This window comes from Rathayibacter sp. VKM Ac-2835 (assembly GCF_013266705.1).
Taxonomy (GTDB): domain Bacteria; phylum Actinomycetota; class Actinomycetes; order Actinomycetales; family Microbacteriaceae; genus Rathayibacter.
In genome coordinates, this window is the sequence record NZ_JABSNQ010000001.1 from 1,327,420 (window position 1) to 1,342,109 (window position 14,690).

Here is a 14,690-nt window from a genome sequence, read left to right on the forward strand (position 1 = left end):
CCCGCGGCCGAGTGTCAGTCCTCGACGACGGCGCGGACGATGCCCCAGACGACGAGGCCGACCGCGGCGGCAGCACCCGCGGCACCGGCGATCAGCGCCTCGGGGTGGTGCTTGCGCACGACGGCGACCTTGCGCTCGAGGGTGCGCTGGACGTTCCGCACCTTGCGCGGGACGTTCACCTTGTACTCGATGGCGTCGAGCGTGGCTGCGAGCTCGGTGCGGGCGCGCTCGATGTCGGCCTTCAGCTGACTCGGCTGGAGCTCCGCCGGGTCGACGAAGCGGGGCGTGGTGCTGGACACAGCGCGATCAGTGGTCATAGCTGCCGACTCCCTTGAACGCCTGGACGTCCTTCTTGATGCTCTCGATCGAGTCCTGCGGAACGGGCGGGACGGCCTTCTTGATCGACTTGACGCCGACCAGGATCAGCACGACCGCCACCAGCAGGAAGAACACGGTCACGATCAGCGCCGACAGCCAGGCGGGGAGCCAGGAGGCGATGCCGATGATCGCGAAGGTGACGAGGGTCGCCCACGCGGTGAGGAGGAAGAAGGCCGCGACCGCGAACAGCGCGACCGCCAGGCCGGCGCTCTTCGCCTTGCCGGACAGCTCGTTCTTGAGGGAGGCGATCTCGGCCTTCACAAGCTCGATCACGAGACCGGGGAGGTCGCTGACCAGCTCGCCCAGCGATCGGGCGTTCTTCGGATTGCGTTCGTTCACCACGGGGGCTCCTCGCAGGGGGGACGTGCCGGGCCTCGGCCGAACGGACGGCCCGGGGGGATGAGGACTACGCCTTGCTGGTGGAGGACGACGAGGTCGATCCTCCGGAGCCGGCCGCGGCGGCGGCCTCGTCGACCTTCGACGCGGCCGAGCGGGCCGCGGCGGTCGCCTCGGCGGGCGAGGCGCCCTGCGCCTTCTTGCCGCCGGAGACGGCCTTCACCACGACGGTGCGGACGAGCTCGTAGGCCTTGTCGGAGACCGTGCTGAGCTGCGTCTTCGCCGCTCCGCCCACGGCACCCGCGACGTCCTGCACGGGCTGCGTCTGCCAGAACCTGTTCGCCGCCGAGGCGATCTGCTCGTACCGCTTGCGGCCTGCACGCGCTCCCAGCACGTAGCCCGCTGCGGCTCCTGCCACGAAAAGAATCTTGCCCTTCACGCCTACTCCTCGTCCTGGGCCGCTCTCGCGGCTCGTTCACGCGGTCGATGACCACTCGTGTCGGGGCACGCCGCACTCACGCGGATGCCTGGCTCCCAGAGTAGCCGTCGCCGTCATATTCTTCGCGCGGAATGCCGACGCCTTGACGCACCAGTCGGCGCCGGATAAGAGCGGCGGTCCCGGCGGCGTGCGGGAGCACAGAGGCCAGACCCGTCCCCGCGAGCCAGGTGCCGGTCACGGCGATGCCCGCGACCGGGGCGAGCGCCTCGCGGAACGCCTCCAGGCGCGCGCGGCGGCCCAGTGCCGCGGCGGGCCGGACGTTCGCCCAGCGCACCCGCGCGGAGTCGACGAGGGTGGCGGGGTCGAGCTCGATCCCCAGCAGGATCGACGCGTCGCGCAGCGCGGTCGCGGCCGCCTCGGCGTCGCTCGCGCCCTCGAGCGGCGGGTGCTCGCCCGGCCGCCCGTAGGAGAGGCGGAGGACGTGCCGGCCCGCGGGCAGACCGGCGGCGAGCCACGCCCACTTCGCGGTCGCATGGGTGAGCGCCTTCGCCGTGACGTCGCGGGCGGTCGGGGCGACGAGCACGCCGGAGCCGCGGGGCGCCGCGTCGAGGCGGGCGTCGTCGACGACGAGGGTGACCAGCTCGACGGAGTCGTGCAGCACCTCGGCCGCCTCCTCGCGCACCGCGGGCACGATCCCGGCGAGCAGCTCGCGCGCGTCGCGCTCCGGGGTCGAGACGATGACGGCTCGGGCGCTCAGCGCGGCACCGTCGCCGAGGGTGAGCAGGAACGGCTCGCCGTCGCCCTCGAGCCGGGTCACGGCGGTCCGCACCCGGATCTCCCCCGAGAGGTAGTCGATCCGCTCGACGAGCGCGGCGACCAGGCGGTGCATCCCGCCGTCGATCCCGCGGACGGCCACGCCGGCCGGGAGGTTCGCGCGCAGGGCGGCGACCGCGCCGGCCAGTGAGCCCGACCGGGTGATCGCCCCGTTCAGCCCGGGCGCCGCTGCATCGACGTCGATGTCCTCGGGGCGGCTGGAGTAGACGCCGGAGACGACGGGCGCGACGAGGTCGTCGAGGACCCGCTGCCCCATCCGGGTGCGCACGAGCTCGGCGAGGGAGTGGGCGCGGCCGATCCGCAGCACCGGCATCACGGCGTCGAGCCAGGCGCGCGCGGCACCGCGGCGGCCGATCGCGCGGACGACGTCGGGCGCGAGCGGGGTGCCGGGGATGCCGAGGACGCCGGCCCGCGGCGAGGGGACCGAGCGGCCGCCCGCGAGGTGCAGCCAGGAGCCGCCGGTGCGCGGCTCGACGATCGACTCGGCGAGCGGCCGGCCGTCGAGGGTGAGCGCGGCGAGCGCCTTCTCGACGTGCCCGCCGCGGGTGGCGAAGCTCTCGGCGCCCGCGTCGAGGACGACCCCGGCGATCCCGAGCGGAGCGACCGAGCCGCCGACCGCGTCGCCCGCCTCGAGGACGACCACCCGCAGTCCGATCCGGAGGCACTCGGTGGCGGCGGCGAGTCCCGCCACTCCCCCGCCGACGACCGCGACGTCGTAATCGGTGCCGGCCTCGCCGCCGCGCCCCTCGGTGCCGCGCTCCTCGGTCATGGCCGCCAGGCGTGCACGTGCGCGACCAGGCGCGTCAGCACGTCGGGGTCGGTCTCGGGCGGCACGCCGTGGCCGAGGTTCAGCACGTGCGCCGGCGCGCTGGTGCCGCGGCGGAGGACGTCCTCGACGTGCGCGGCCAGCACCTCCCACGGCGCGGAGAGCAGAGCCGGGTCGACGTTGCCCTGCACCGGCACGAAGCCGCCGAGCCGGTGGTTCGCCTCGTCGAGCGGGATGCGGTAGTCGACGCCGACGACGTCCGCGCCGATCCCGTGCATCGCGCCGAGCAGCTCGCCGGTGCCGACGCCGAAGTGCACGATCGGCACGTTCCGCCGGGTCTCGCCGTGGTCGTAGGCGAGGTCGCGCACGTGGGTGAGCGCGCGGGAGGAGGCGGGAGCGACGTGCGCGCTGTAGTCGGCCAGCGAGAGCGCGCCGGCCCAGGAGTCAAAGAGCTGCGCGGCGCTCGCGCCGGCCTGCACCTGCGCGCGGAGGAAGCGGCCGGTGACCTCGGCGGTCCACTCCATCAGCCGGGCCCAGGCCTCGGGATCGGCGTGCATCAGGGTGCGGGCGCGGATGTGGTCCTTGGACGGCCCGCCCTCGACGAGGTAGGCCGCGAGGGTGAAGGGGGCGCCCGCGAAGCCGATCAGCGGGGTGTCGCCCGCGCCGATCCCCTGCAGGCCCTCGACCGTGCGGCGCACGCCCTCGCGGATCGGCTCGAGCGTCTCGTCGAGCAGGGCCGGGTCCAGCGCCACGAGCTCGTCGACGTCGGCGGCGGTCCGCACCGCCTTCTCCAGCACCGGTCCGCGTCCGGGGACGATGTCGACGGCGACGCCCGCGAGGCGCAGGGGGATGACGATGTCGCTGAAGAAGATCGCCGCGTCCACGCCGTGGCGGCGGATCGGCTGCAGGGTGATCTCGCTCGCGAGGGCCGGGTCGAGGCACGCGTCGAGCATCTGGGTGTCGGTGCGCAGCGCCCGGTACTCGGGGAGGCTGCGGCCGGCCTGGCGCATGAACCAGACGGGCGTCGACTCCGGCCGGTCGGAGCGGTACGCCCGCAGAAGAGAGGAGTCGGCCGTGCGCCCGGAGGCGAGCGGGTGCAGCGGATCGAGCAGGCCGGTGTCGGGGGAGGTCACCGCGGCATTATTCCAGGCCCCGCTGATCCGAGCGCATCCGTGCAGTCTTCCCCAGGACCGCGGCCGACCCCCGGACTCCGCGGGTAGACTGCCCTGGTGCTTCTGTGTCTGACGGCGTCGCACAAGAACGCCAGCTTCGATCTCCTCGAGAAGCTCTCCGTCGACTCCTCCGCCGTCGCGTCGGCCCTCTCGGACGGGATCGACTTCGTCTCGGGCGCCGTGGTCGTCGCGACCTGCAACCGCTTCGAGGCCTACCTCGACATCGACGAGCCGCTGACCGCCGCGCAGGCCGTGACCGTCGAGGCCGCCACCGCCGCGGTGAGCGCCGCGACCGGCGTCGAGCAGGAGGAGCTGCGCAGCTCGGTCTCCGTCGTCTCGGGCGATCGCGTCGCCGAGCACCTCTTCGCCGTCTCCAGCGGGCTCGAGTCCGTGGTCGTCGGCGAGGGCGAGATCGCCGGCCAGGTCCGCCGCTCGCTCGAGGAGGCGCGCCGCCTCGGCACCACCTCCTCCGAGCTCGAGCGCCTCTTCCAGCGCGCCTCGCAGACCTCCCGCGGGATCAAGAACCGCACCGGGCTCGGCAGCGCCGGCCGCTCGATCGTGCGCCTCGCCCTCGACCTCGCCTCCAGCCGCATCACCGACTGGCGCGCAGCCCGGGTGCTGCTGATCGGGACCGGCAGCTACGCCCGCGCGACCGTCGCCGCTCTGCGCGACCGCGGCGTGCTCGAGATCGCCGTGCACTCCCCCTCCGGCCGCGCCGAGGGCTTCGCCGCCCGCCGCGCACTGCGGCCGATCGACGGCGACGAGCTGGCGACCGAGGCCGTCGCGGCCGACGTCGTGATCACCTGCACCACGACGCAGGAGCCCGTCCTCGACGCTGCCATCCTCGCGGAGGGGCGCCTGCGCGGCTTCTCCCGCGAGCGCCAGCTGGTGATCGACCTCGGACTCCCCCGCAACGTCGCCGCCGACGTCACCACGGTGACCGGCGTCGAGCTGCTCGACCTCGAGACGATCAGCCTGCACGCCCCGCTCGACGTGCTCGACGCGTCGACGCAGGCGCGCGCCCTGGTCGACAAGGCCGTCCGCAAGTTCTCGGACGTCGCCGACGAGAAGAGCCTCACCCCCGCCGTGGTCGCCCTCCGCGCCCACGTCTTCGACGCGCTCGACGCCGAGATCGAGCGCGCCCGCTCCCGCGGTGACGAGGACGGCCGCACCGAGCAGGCGCTGCGGCACCTGGCCGGCGTGCTGCTGCACACCCCGAGCGTCCGGGCGCGCGACTACGCCCGCGCCGGCGAGCAGGAGGCCTACCTCACCGGCCTCGAGGCGCTCTTCGGCATCGAGGTGCCGGTCGAGCGCACCGCGGCCCGCCCGCTCGAGGCCGGCGGCGAGTCCGCGGCCTCCGCGTGACGCCGCTCCGGCTCCCCTACGAGGCGGAGCCGATCGAGACGGAGCGGCTGCTGCTGCGGCCGCTCTCGCCGGACGACGCCGAGGACCACGCCCGCTACCAGGGCGATGCAGAGGCGGTGCGCTATCTGCGCTGGCCCGTGCGGACTCCGGAGGAGTCGCGGGCGCACCTCGCGCTCCGGCTGCCCTCCGACCGGCTCGCGGCCGACGGGGACGTCGTCGTGCTCGCGATCGTGCCGCGCTCCGGGCCGCTCACCGGCCGGGTCGTCGGCGACCTGACGCTGATCGCGTCGTCGGTCGAGCAGGCCGGCATCGAGATCGGCTGGGTCCTGCACCCGGAGGCGCAGGGGCAGGGCTTCGCGACCGAGTCCGCCCGCGCCCTGCTCGATGTGGCGTTCGACCGGCTCGGCGCCCACCGGATCGTCGCGCAGCTGGACGCCCGCAACACCGCCTCCGCCCGCCTCTGCGAGCGGCTCGGCCTGCGCCTCGAGGCGCACCACCTCGACGACGAGTACTGCAAGGGCGAGTGGACGTCGACCCTCGTCTACGCCCTGCTCGCCCGCGAGCGCTGACCCCCTCCGCGAGATGCCACTTGTGCACGCGACACGCCGTGGAAAGCGTGCACAAGTGGCATCTCGCGAGAAGGGTCAGGCGCCGCGCAGACCGGTGAAGAGGTGCGTCTCCAGCTGGTCGAGCGGGATGCGCTCCTGCTTCATGGTGTCGCGGTCGCGGACCGTCACGGCGTGGTCCTCCAGCGAGTCGAAGTCGATCGTCACGCAGTAGGGCGTGCCGATCTCGTCCTGGCGGCGGTAGCGGCGGCCGATCGCGCCGGAGTCGTCGAAGTCGACGTTCCAGAGTGCGCGGAGCCGGTCCGCGACCTCGCGGGCGAGCGGCGAGAGCGCCTCGTTGCGCGAGAGCGGCAGCACCGCGACCTTGACCGGCGCGAGGCGCGGGTCGAGGTGCAGCACGGTGCGCGTCTCGACCTTGCCCTTGGCGTTCGGCGGCAGCTCCTGCTCCTCGTAGGCGTCGACCAGGAACGCCATCAGCGCGCGGGTCAGGCCGAAGGACGGCTCGATCACGAACGGCACGAAGCGCTCGTTCTTCGTCTGGTCGAAGAAGGAGAGGTCCTTGCCGGAGTGCTCCATGTGCGTCTTGAGGTCGAAGTCGGTGCGGTTCGCGACGCCCATCAGCTCGCCCCACTCGCCCGAGGCGAAGCTGAAGCGGTACTCGATGTCGACGGTGCGCTTGGAGTAGTGGGAGAGCTTGTCCTTCGGGTGCTCGAACTGGCGGATGTTCTCCGGCGAGATCCCGAGGTCGACGAACCAGTCCCAGGCGAGCTGCATCCAGGTCTCCTGCCACTCCTCGTCCGTGCCGGGCTCGACGAAGAACTCGAGCTCCATCTGCTCGAACTCGCGGGTGCGGAAGATGAAGTTGCCGGGCGTGATCTCGTTGCGGAACGCCTTGCCGATCTGGCCGATGCCGAACGGCGGCTTCTTCCGCGCGCTCTGCAGCACGTTGGCGAAGTTGGTGAAGATGCCCTGCGCGGTCTCGGGGCGGAGGTAGTGCAGGCCCGACTCGTCGTCGACGACACCGAGGTAGGTCTTCATCAGCCCGGAGAACTGCTTGATCTCGGTCCACTGGCCGATCTTGTCGGGGTGCTCCGGGTCCGGGATGTCGGCGAGGCCGTTCTCGGGGGCGTGCCCGTTGACCTCCTCGTACTTCTCGAAGAGGTGGTCGGCGCGGTAGCGCTTGTGCGTGATCAGCGACTCGGTCAGCGGGTCGGAGAAGACGCCGACGTGACCGGAGGCGCTCCAGATCGCGGTCGGCAGGATCACGGCCGAGTCGAGGCCGACGACGTCGCCGCGGCCCTGCACGAACGCCTTCCACCACTGGCGCTTGATGTTCTCCTTGAGCTCGACGCCGAGGGGGCCGTAGTCCCAGGCGGAGCGGGTGCCGCCGTAGATCTCGCCCGAGGGGAAGACGAACCCCCGGTGCTGGGCGAGGGTGACGACCTTGTCGAGGGTGGTGGGTTCTGCCACGGGGAGCTCCTAGCTGTTCGGGCGCACGGGGCCCTGGCGCGCGCCGGCTGCGCGCGTCCTTCTGGTGTGCGTCCATGGTAGCCGCGGGCTCGGAGGCCCGACCGCGGGCGGGAACCGTCGACGGGCATGATGGCGGGATGAGCAGCCTCCCTCCCCTCGTCGTCTCCGCGGTCGCCGTCCTGCGCGAGCGCCGCGTGCTGATGGTGACGGCGCGCGGGCGCGACGTCGTCTACCTCCCCGGCGGCAAGGTCGACCCGGGCGAGACGGGCGCCGAGGCGGCGGCCCGCGAGACGGAGGAGGAGCTGGGCACCGCGCCGACGTCGCTGCGCGAGCTCTTCACCGTCCGGACGCAGGCGCACGGCGAGCCGGAGGGCCGCGAGGTGCACATGACCGTGTTCGCCGCGGAGCTCACCGCGGAGCCGCGCGCGAGCGGCGAGATCGACGCGCTGCACTGGATCACCGGCTCCGACGGGCACCGCTGCCCGCCCGCCGGGGTCGACACGCTCGCCCGCCTGCGCGCCCTGGACCTCATCGACTGAGCCGGGCCTCGTCGAGCGACGCCGCTGGCGAGCGGCCGTCGCACGGGCGGCTAGCCTCGTGGCGTGGAGACGAGACGACGCGCCAGAGACCAGACGAACGGAGGCGACGTTCCGCGCCTGGAAGCGGTGCGGCTGGAGGCGGCGGTGCCCATCCTGAGGATCTTCTCGGTCGCCAAGGCGGGCGAGTTCTACGTCGACTACCTCGGCTTCACCGTCGACTGGGAGCACCGCGCCGCACGCGACGCGCCGCTCTACCTGCAGGTCTCGCGGTCGGGTCTGCGCCTGCACCTCAGCGAGCACCACCGCGACGGGAGCCCCGGAGCGGCGGTGCACGTGGCCCTCCGCGGGGTGCGCGAGCTGCACGCCGAGCTCGACTCGAAGGAGTACCCGTACCTCAACCCGCGGATCACGCGGTCGCCGTTCGGATTCGCGCTCGATCTGATCGATCCGTTCGGCAACCAGCTGCGCTTCGCCGAGGCCGCGCCGGACGCCGCTAACGGCTGAGAGCGCGCTGGTCAACCGTTCACCGCCTGTCCACCGCTTTCCGATGCGGGTCGCCTAACGTGGCCGGGATGGTGACTCGGGGGATGACGCGACGACCGGACGAGGTCCGGACGCAGAGCGGGCGCGTGCGCGCGCCCCTGCTGTCCACGGCCGCACCCCTCGTGGTCGGGCTGATCGGCTCGCTCGCGATCCTCGCCGGCTCGCTCTCCGTCGGCTACCTGCCGCTCGACTCGCCGATCCGGGACTGGCCGCTGATCTCCGCGCTCCGCGCCTCGGCCGGGGCCACCGAGCTGGGCGTCGTGGCCGTCGTCGGCGGCGGGATGCTGCTGCTCGTCGCCTGGCTGCGGCTGCGCTCGGCCGCCCTCGACGACCGCCCCGGATCCGTCCGCGCGATCCTCGTCGCCGCGCTCGCCTGGGCCGCTCCCCTGCTCGTCACCGTGCCGCTGTTCAGCCGCGACATGTTCTCCTACGTCGCACAGGGCCGCCTGATGACCGCCGGCGTGAACCCCTACTCGAGCGGCGTCGCCACCCTGCCCGGCTGGTACGCGCTCGGCGTCGACCCGCGTTGGGCCGACACGCCCACGCCCTACGGGCCGCTCTACCTGCTCGCGGAGCAGACCGCCGTGCACGTCGCCGGCTGGACCTTCCCCGAGCTCTCGGTCGCGATGCTCCGCGCGCTCTCCGTCGCCGGAGTCGCCGTCAGCACCGTCTACGCCCTGCGGCTCGCCCGGCTGCGCGGCCTGTCCGTCCCGCTCACCGCGTGGACCCTCGTCGCCAATCCGCTGACCCTCGTCCTCTTCGTCGTCGCCGGGCACAACGACTCCGTGATGATCGCGCTGATCCTCGCCTCGCTCTACTACGGCCACACCGACCGCCGGGTCGCCGCCGTGCTGCTGATGGGCGCGGCGATCGCCGTCAAGCCGGTCGCCGTCATCGCGCTGCCCGTCCTCGCGCTGCTCTGGCTGCGGCACGACGCGACGCTGCGGCAGCGCGTCCGGACCTGGGCCTGGAGCGGCGCGGGAGCGCTCGCCGTCGTCGTCGCGATCGGCCTCGCCGCGGGAGTCGGCGTCGGCTGGATCGGCGCGATGATCGTGCCGGGCTCGATCCTGCACTGGTACGCACCGATGTCCGCCGTCGTCGTCGCGGTGTCCACCGCCGTCCAGATGACCGGCCACGATCCGGCCGCCGCGATCGCCGTGGTCAAGATGCTCGCCCTCCTCGGCGCGGGCGTGATCGCCGGTGCGCTGATGCTGTCGCGGCGGGCCATCGATCCGCTCGCCCGCCTGACCGGCGCGCTGCTGGCCTTCGTCACGGCGTCGACCGCCATCCACCCCTGGTACGCGCTCTGGATCCTGCCGATCGCCGCGCTCTCGCGGCCCTGGCGGAGCACGCACCGGCACCTCGCGGTCTACGCCACGGTCTTCCTGATGTGCGTCACGCTCGCCGAGCCGGTCGACGGCGGGGGCGGGGCGGTCGACCAGATCCCGGTCCGCGTCGCGACCATCGCCGCGATCGTCGTCGTCGGCGTCTACGTCCTGGTCGGCTACTCCGACGAGGAGGACGTCGATGCGCGCCGACTCGTCGGCGCCGTCCCCTTCGGCACCGAGATCCTGCAGCGCCTCAGCGGCGGCCGCCTCGGCGCCCCCGCGGCGCTGCGCGTCCCGGCCCGCAAGTAGCACGCAGCGCCTTCTCCTGCTGGTCGAGTGCCGACTCCACGTCTGACGCCGGTGGATCTCGATGCGCCCGCTCCGCGCGCTACTCGATCGGCATGCACATCATGGTGGTCGAGCAGCCCCGCAGGGGCGCATCGAGACCCGCCGCCTCAGCCGATGGGCTCAGGTGCCGTCGGGCTTGCTCGCGCGGCGCTCGAGGGCCGCCTGGGCGGCCGCTGCGGCGGTGTCCTTCTCGGTGCGGCCGAGGACGCCCGAGAGCGCGGAGAGCCAGTCGGAGTCGTCCCGCCGGTCGACGACGGCCTCCGCGAAGAGCGGCAGCTCGCTCCGGGTGGCGTGGATCGCGTAGTCCTCGCGGGTGTACTCCGGAGTCTCGGCATCCGGCGTCGCGGCGTCGTCGTCGCGGTCGTCCTGAGTCATGGTGCCCTCTCAGCGGCCCGGTCCGTTCCGGGCGCTCCGACAGGCTAGCCCTGTTCGGGGGCTCCGCGCTCAGGGGTGGCGTCGCCCTCATCGGCCCCGCGCGGCAGCGGACGCCACACCACGAGCTCGGTGCGCCGCTGAGCGCGCGTTCCGTGACGGAGGGTCACCACGTCGCCCTCGAGGCCGGCGGCGAAGACCCGGCGGCCCGGACGGTTGAGCAGCTCGTCGGCCAGCGCGGACTCGAGCTCGCGCACGCGCTGCGACAGCGAGAGCACCTGGTTCTCGAGCTGGAGGATGCGGGCGATGCCCTCGAGCGAGACACCCTCGGAGGAGAGCCGGGCGACCTCGCGCAGCTGCACGACGTCGCGCATCGAGTAGCGGCGGGACTTGCCGGCCGTGCGTGTGGGGCGCACCAGACCGAGCCGGTCGTACTGGCGCAGCGTCTGCGGGTGCATGCCGGCCAGGTCGGCGGCGACCGCGATCGCGAACACCGGGGTGCTCTCGTCCACGTCTCCTCCTCTCCGGCCGGCCCCGCAGGGTCCGGGCCGTGCTAGTAGCGGGCCTTCTCCAGGATGTCGTCGCGCGGGTTGTCCGACGGCTCGGCGGCCGCGTAGGCCTCGAGCGCGTCGCGCGCCGCGCCGGACAGGTGGTCGGGCACCGCGACCTGGATCTCGGCGAGCAGGTCGCCCGTGCCCTTGCCGGTGGCGACACCGCGGCCCTTGACTCGCAGCACGCGGCCGCTCGGGGTGCCGGGCGCGACGCGCAGCTTGACCGGGTCGCCGCCGAGGGTCGGCACCTCGATCGTGGCGCCGAAGACGGCCTCGACGAAGGTGACGGGGACGGTGACGCGCAGGTTCAGTCCGTCGCGCTCGAAGACCGGGTGCTTGCGCACGGCGACGGTGAGCACGAGGTCGCCGGGCTCGCCGCCGTCGGGGCTCGGGCGGCCTTTGCCGCGGACGCGGATCTTCTGCTGGTCGGCGACGCCGGCCGGGATCCGGACCGACAGCGCGCGGCCCTCGCCGGTCTGCAGCTGCACGGTGTCGCCCTGGGTAGCAGTGCGGAAGTCGATGGTGGTGCTGGCGGTGACGTCGGCGCCCTTCTGCGGGCCGCCGAAGCCGCGGTAGCCGCCGCTGGGCTGGCCGAACCGGCCGCCGCCCGCGTTGCCGAACATGCCGCCGAGGATGTCCTCGAAGCCGGCGGGCGGACCCTGCTGGGTGCTGTACGAGGTGCGGCCGCCGCCGCCCTGGTTGAAGACGTTGCCGAAGACGTCGTCGAAGCCGCCCGGCTGGCCGCCGGCCGTGAAGCGGGCGCCGGAGCCCATCGCGCGGATCTGGTCGTACTCCTTGCGGTGCTCGGCGTCGGAGAGGACGGTGTACGCCTCGCTGATCTCCTTGAAGCGCGCCTCGGCCTTCGCGTCCCCCGGGTTGGAGTCGGGATGGAACTGCCGGGCGAGCTTGCGGTAGGTCTTCTTCAGGTCCGCCGCGGAGACGTCCTTCGAGACACCGAGGATCTTGTAGAAGTCCTTGTCGAACCAATCCTGGCTGGCCATGCGCCTCTTCCTGTGTCGTAGTGCGGCTGTCGTCGTGCGGAGTCCTCAGACCCCGGCAGGGGCCGCCCGTGGTCGGGACGGCCCCTGCTCGGGAGTGGAGGCTCCGCAGTGGTGCGGGAGGCGGGTCAGTCGGCGGGGACCGCGACGACCACCTTGGCGGCGCGCAGCAGCGAGCCGCCGAGGTAGTAGCCCGACTCCACGACGTCCGCGACCGTGGAGGTCTCGGCACCGGGAGTGGGCTGCTGGAAGATCGCCTCGTGGATGTTCGGGTCGAACAGATCGCCCACGGCGCCCGTCTTCACCAGCCCGAGCTTCTCGATGCCGCCGCGCAGCTTCTGCGCGATGGCGGTGAACGGGCCGCCCTCGGCGAGATCGCCGTGCTTCTCGGCGCGGTCGATGTCGTCGAGCACGGGGAGGATGACCTTCACCGCGTCGCCGATCGCCCGCTCCTTGTCGACCTGGCGGTTCGACTCGGTGCGCTTGCGGTAGTTCGCGTACTCCGCGGTGACCCGCTGGAGGTCGGCGAGGTGCTCGGCCGCGAGCGTCTCGGCGTCGGACTGACCGGAGAGGAACGAGAGGTCGGCGTCGGAGAGCGTCGTCTCGACGTCGGGACCCTCGGCCTCGATCAGGCCCTCGGTGTCCTGGGCGGACTCGGCCGCCTCGGCACCGGTGGCCGGCTCGTCCTCGGGCACGCCGTTGTCCGGCTCCTGGTTGTGCTTCCCCATCGCTACTTCGTGTCCTTCGGCTCGTCCTCGTCGATGACCTCGGCGTCGACGATGTCCTCGTCGTCCTTCTTCTCGTCCTCGGCCGGCGCGTCCTGCGGAGCGCTCTGCGCGGCCTGGTCCTGCGAGTAGATGGCCTGGCCGATCTTGGTCTGCGAGGCGTTGAGGGCGTCGAACGCGGTCTTGACGGCCGCGTCGTCGTCGCCGGCGAGCGCGGTCTTCAGCGCGTCGACGTCGCCCTGGACCTCGGTCTTGACGTCCTCGGGCAGCTTGTCCTCGTTCTCCTTGATCAGCTTGTCGATCGAGTAGGCGAGGGTCTCGGCGTTGTTGCGGACCTCGGCGGCCTCGCGGCGGGCCTTGTCCTCGGAGGCGTGCTCCTCGGCCTCGCGCACCATGCGGTCGATGTCGTCCTTGGGCAGCGACGAGCCGCCGGTGATCGTCATCGACTGCTCCTTGCCGGTGCCCTTGTCCTTGGCGGACACGTGCACGATGCCGTTGGCGTCGATGTCGAAGGTGACCTCGACCTGCGGGATGCCGCGCGGCGCGGGGGCGATGCCGGTCAGCTCGAAGGTGCCGAGGTTCTTGTTGTCGCGGGTGAACTCGCGCTCGCCCTGGAAGACCTGGATCGCGACGGACGGCTGGTTGTCGTCGGCCGTGGTGAAGGTCTCGGAGCGCTTGGTCGGGATGGCCGTGTTGCGCTCGATGAGCTTGGTCATGATCCCTCCCTTGGTCTCGATGCCGAGCGAGAGCGGGGTGACGTCGATGAGCAGGACGTCCTTGCGCTCGCCCTTGAGGACGCCGGCCTGCAGGGCGGCGCCGACGGCGACGACCTCGTCCGGGTTGACGCCCTTGTTGGGCTCCTTGCCGCCGGTGAGCTTCTTGACGAGCTCGGCCACGGCCGGCATGCGGGTCGAGCCGCCGACGAGGACGACGTGCGCGATGTCGTCGACCTTGACACCGGCCTCCGCGATGACGTCGGTGAACGGCTTGCGGGTGCGCTCGATCAGGTCGTTCGTGAGCTCCTCGAACTTGGCGCGCGTGAGCGTCTCGTCGAGGTTCGCGGGGCCGTTCTCGGTGAGCGAGAGGTAGGGCAGCTGGATGCTGGTCGAGGTGCTCGAGGAGAGCTCCTTCTTGGCCTGCTCCGCCGCCTCCTTGAGGCGCTGGCGCGCGATCTTGTCCTTCGAGACGTCGACGCCGGTCGAGTCCTTGAAGCGCTTGACCAGGTAGTCGACGACGCGCTGGTCCCAGTCGTCGCCGCCGAGGCGGTTGTCACCCGAGGTCGCGCGGACCTGGATGGTGGAGAAGTCGTCGTCCTTGCCCACCTCGAGGAGGGAGACGTCGAAGGTGCCGCCACCGAGGTCGAAGACGAGGATGAGCTCGTCCTCCTTGCCCTTGTCGAGGCCGTAGGCGAGCGCCGCGGCGGTCGGCTCGTTGATGATGCGGAGCACGTTGAGGCCGGCGATCTCGCCGGCGTCCTTCGTGGCCTGGCGCTCGGCGTCGTTGAAGTAGGCCGGGACGGTGATGACCGCGTCGGTCACCTTCTCGCCCAGGTACTGCTCGGCGTCGCGCTTGAGCTTGCCGAGGATGCGCGCCGAGATCTCCTGCGGCGTGTACTTCTTCTCCTCGACGGCGAACGTCCAGTCGGTGCCCATGTGGCGCTTGACGGAGGCGAGGGTGCGGTCGACGTTCGTCACGGCCTGGCGCTTGGCGGTCTCGCCGACGAGCACCTCGCCGTCCTTGGTGAACGCGACGACGGACGGGGTGGTGCGGAAGCCCTCGGCGTTGGCGATGACGGTGGGCTCGCCACCCTCGAGGACGGCCACGACCGAGTTGGTGGTTCCCAGGTCGATGCCTACGGCACGGGACATATGCGTGTTTCTCCTTCGCGGACGGCCGTCGGGCCGTCCCTCACTGGTGGATCTTCTGCGGGAAAGTCGTCTGCGGGAGTTGAGCCCCGCAC

Annotated in this window: 16 protein-coding genes; 5 read left to right on the plus strand and 11 right to left on the minus strand. The window is 72.5% G+C overall.

Going from position 1 to position 14,690, the window contains the following annotated elements:
* Nucleotides 1-14 precede the first annotated feature (14 nt).
* From HRK28_RS06260 to hemE, 5 genes are all read right to left on the minus strand, one after another.
* Entirely contained in the window at nucleotides 15-317 is a 303-nt protein-coding gene (locus HRK28_RS06260; RefSeq protein ID WP_173250727.1) for a DUF3618 domain-containing protein, read from the minus strand.
* Complete coding sequence (locus tag HRK28_RS06265; protein WP_123444871.1) at nucleotides 307-720, minus strand: phage holin family protein; 414 nt, start codon at nucleotides 718-720, stop codon at nucleotides 307-309. Before HRK28_RS06265 ends, HRK28_RS06260 begins: the two co-directional genes overlap by 11 nt.
* A 64-nt stretch (nucleotides 721-784) precedes the next feature.
* Complete coding sequence (locus HRK28_RS06270; RefSeq protein WP_173250728.1) at nucleotides 785-1,132, minus strand: YtxH domain-containing protein; 348 nt, start codon at nucleotides 1,130-1,132, stop codon at nucleotides 785-787.
* Between the two features lie 97 nt (nucleotides 1,133-1,229).
* Nucleotides 1,230-2,756, minus strand: a complete 1,527-nt coding sequence (locus HRK28_RS06275) for an NAD(P)/FAD-dependent oxidoreductase (protein ID WP_173250729.1) — start codon at nucleotides 2,754-2,756, stop codon at nucleotides 1,230-1,232.
* Nucleotides 2,753-3,886, minus strand: a complete 1,134-nt coding sequence (gene hemE, locus HRK28_RS06280; RefSeq protein ID WP_244231769.1) for a uroporphyrinogen decarboxylase — start codon at nucleotides 3,884-3,886, stop codon at nucleotides 2,753-2,755. The genes HRK28_RS06275 and hemE overlap by 4 nt, the downstream gene beginning before the upstream one ends.
* A 96-nt stretch (nucleotides 3,887-3,982) precedes the next feature.
* Between hemE and HRK28_RS06285 the strand changes: the two genes are divergently transcribed.
* Both HRK28_RS06285 and HRK28_RS06290 read left to right on the plus strand, forming a co-directional pair.
* Nucleotides 3,983-5,290 carry a glutamyl-tRNA reductase gene (locus HRK28_RS06285; protein ID WP_173250730.1) on the plus strand — a complete coding sequence of 436 codons (1,308 nt, stop codon included), beginning with the start codon at nucleotides 3,983-3,985 and terminating at the stop codon, nucleotides 5,288-5,290.
* The gene (locus tag HRK28_RS06290) at nucleotides 5,287-5,859 is read left to right on the plus strand and encodes a GNAT family N-acetyltransferase (RefSeq protein ID WP_367948349.1); all 573 of its coding nucleotides are present in this window, start codon (nucleotides 5,287-5,289) and stop codon (nucleotides 5,857-5,859) included. Before HRK28_RS06285 ends, HRK28_RS06290 begins: the two co-directional genes overlap by 4 nt.
* A 75-nt stretch (nucleotides 5,860-5,934) precedes the next feature.
* Here the strand turns inward: HRK28_RS06290 and HRK28_RS06295 are convergent, their stop codons facing one another.
* On the minus strand, nucleotides 5,935-7,326 hold the full coding sequence (locus tag HRK28_RS06295) for a glycine--tRNA ligase (RefSeq protein WP_123701783.1): 1,392 nt from the start codon (nucleotides 7,324-7,326) through the stop codon (nucleotides 5,935-5,937).
* 137 nt (nucleotides 7,327-7,463) lie between these two features.
* Here HRK28_RS06295 and HRK28_RS06300 point away from each other — a divergent pair, with 137 nt between their 5' ends.
* From HRK28_RS06300 to mptB, 3 genes are all read left to right on the plus strand, one after another.
* The gene (locus HRK28_RS06300; protein ID WP_173250731.1) at nucleotides 7,464-7,865 is read left to right on the plus strand and encodes an NUDIX domain-containing protein; all 402 of its coding nucleotides are present in this window, start codon (nucleotides 7,464-7,466) and stop codon (nucleotides 7,863-7,865) included.
* 126 nt (nucleotides 7,866-7,991) lie between these two features.
* Nucleotides 7,992-8,369 carry a glyoxalase superfamily protein gene (locus tag HRK28_RS06305; RefSeq protein WP_160091211.1) on the plus strand — a complete coding sequence of 126 codons (378 nt, stop codon included), beginning with the start codon at nucleotides 7,992-7,994 and terminating at the stop codon, nucleotides 8,367-8,369.
* Nucleotides 8,370-8,452: 83 nt separating this feature from the next.
* Nucleotides 8,453-10,045: a polyprenol phosphomannose-dependent alpha 1,6 mannosyltransferase MptB gene (gene mptB, locus HRK28_RS06310; RefSeq protein ID WP_173250732.1), complete on the plus strand. Its 1,593-nt coding sequence runs from the start codon at nucleotides 8,453-8,455 to the stop codon at nucleotides 10,043-10,045.
* Nucleotides 10,046-10,204: 159 nt separating this feature from the next.
* Here mptB and HRK28_RS06315 read toward each other — a convergent pair whose 3' ends face one another.
* The 5 genes from HRK28_RS06315 to dnaK form a co-directional block, all read right to left on the minus strand.
* Complete coding sequence (locus HRK28_RS06315; RefSeq protein WP_173250733.1) at nucleotides 10,205-10,459, minus strand: hypothetical protein; 255 nt, start codon at nucleotides 10,457-10,459, stop codon at nucleotides 10,205-10,207.
* Between the two features lie 44 nt (nucleotides 10,460-10,503).
* Nucleotides 10,504-10,968, minus strand: a complete 465-nt coding sequence (locus tag HRK28_RS06320) for a MerR family transcriptional regulator (protein WP_160087290.1) — start codon at nucleotides 10,966-10,968, stop codon at nucleotides 10,504-10,506.
* 41 nt (nucleotides 10,969-11,009) lie between these two features.
* Nucleotides 11,010-12,008 carry a DnaJ C-terminal domain-containing protein gene (locus HRK28_RS06325; RefSeq protein ID WP_173250734.1) on the minus strand — a complete coding sequence of 333 codons (999 nt, stop codon included), beginning with the start codon at nucleotides 12,006-12,008 and terminating at the stop codon, nucleotides 11,010-11,012.
* A gap of 125 nt (nucleotides 12,009-12,133) precedes the next feature.
* A complete protein-coding gene (locus tag HRK28_RS06330; RefSeq protein WP_160087288.1) occupies nucleotides 12,134-12,733 on the minus strand; it encodes a nucleotide exchange factor GrpE in 600 nt (199 codons plus the stop codon).
* A gap of 2 nt (nucleotides 12,734-12,735) precedes the next feature.
* Nucleotides 12,736-14,598, minus strand: coding sequence for a molecular chaperone DnaK (gene dnaK / locus HRK28_RS06335; RefSeq protein ID WP_160087287.1), 1,863 nt, complete (start codon nucleotides 14,596-14,598; stop codon nucleotides 12,736-12,738).
* Nucleotides 14,599-14,690: the final 92 nt, after the last annotated feature.

Coding starts and splice junctions, on each gene's coding strand:
- HRK28_RS06260 (WP_173250727.1), bottom strand. CDS start 317: ATGACCACTGATCGCGCTGTGTCCAGCACCACGCCCCGCTTCGTCGAC.
- HRK28_RS06275 (WP_173250729.1), bottom strand. CDS start 2,756: ATGACCGAGGAGCGCGGCACCGAGGGGCGCGGCGGCGAGGCCGGCACC.
- HRK28_RS06300 (WP_173250731.1), top strand. CDS start 7,464: ATGAGCAGCCTCCCTCCCCTCGTCGTCTCCGCGGTCGCCGTCCTGCGC.
- mptB (WP_173250732.1), top strand. CDS start 8,453: ATGACGCGACGACCGGACGAGGTCCGGACGCAGAGCGGGCGCGTGCGC.
- HRK28_RS06315 (WP_173250733.1), bottom strand. CDS start 10,459: ATGACTCAGGACGACCGCGACGACGACGCCGCGACGCCGGATGCCGAG.
- HRK28_RS06325 (WP_173250734.1), bottom strand. CDS start 12,008: ATGGCCAGCCAGGATTGGTTCGACAAGGACTTCTACAAGATCCTCGGT.
- HRK28_RS06330 (WP_160087288.1), bottom strand. CDS start 12,733: ATGGGGAAGCACAACCAGGAGCCGGACAACGGCGTGCCCGAGGACGAG.
- dnaK (WP_160087287.1), bottom strand. CDS start 14,598: ATGTCCCGTGCCGTAGGCATCGACCTGGGAACCACCAACTCGGTCGTG.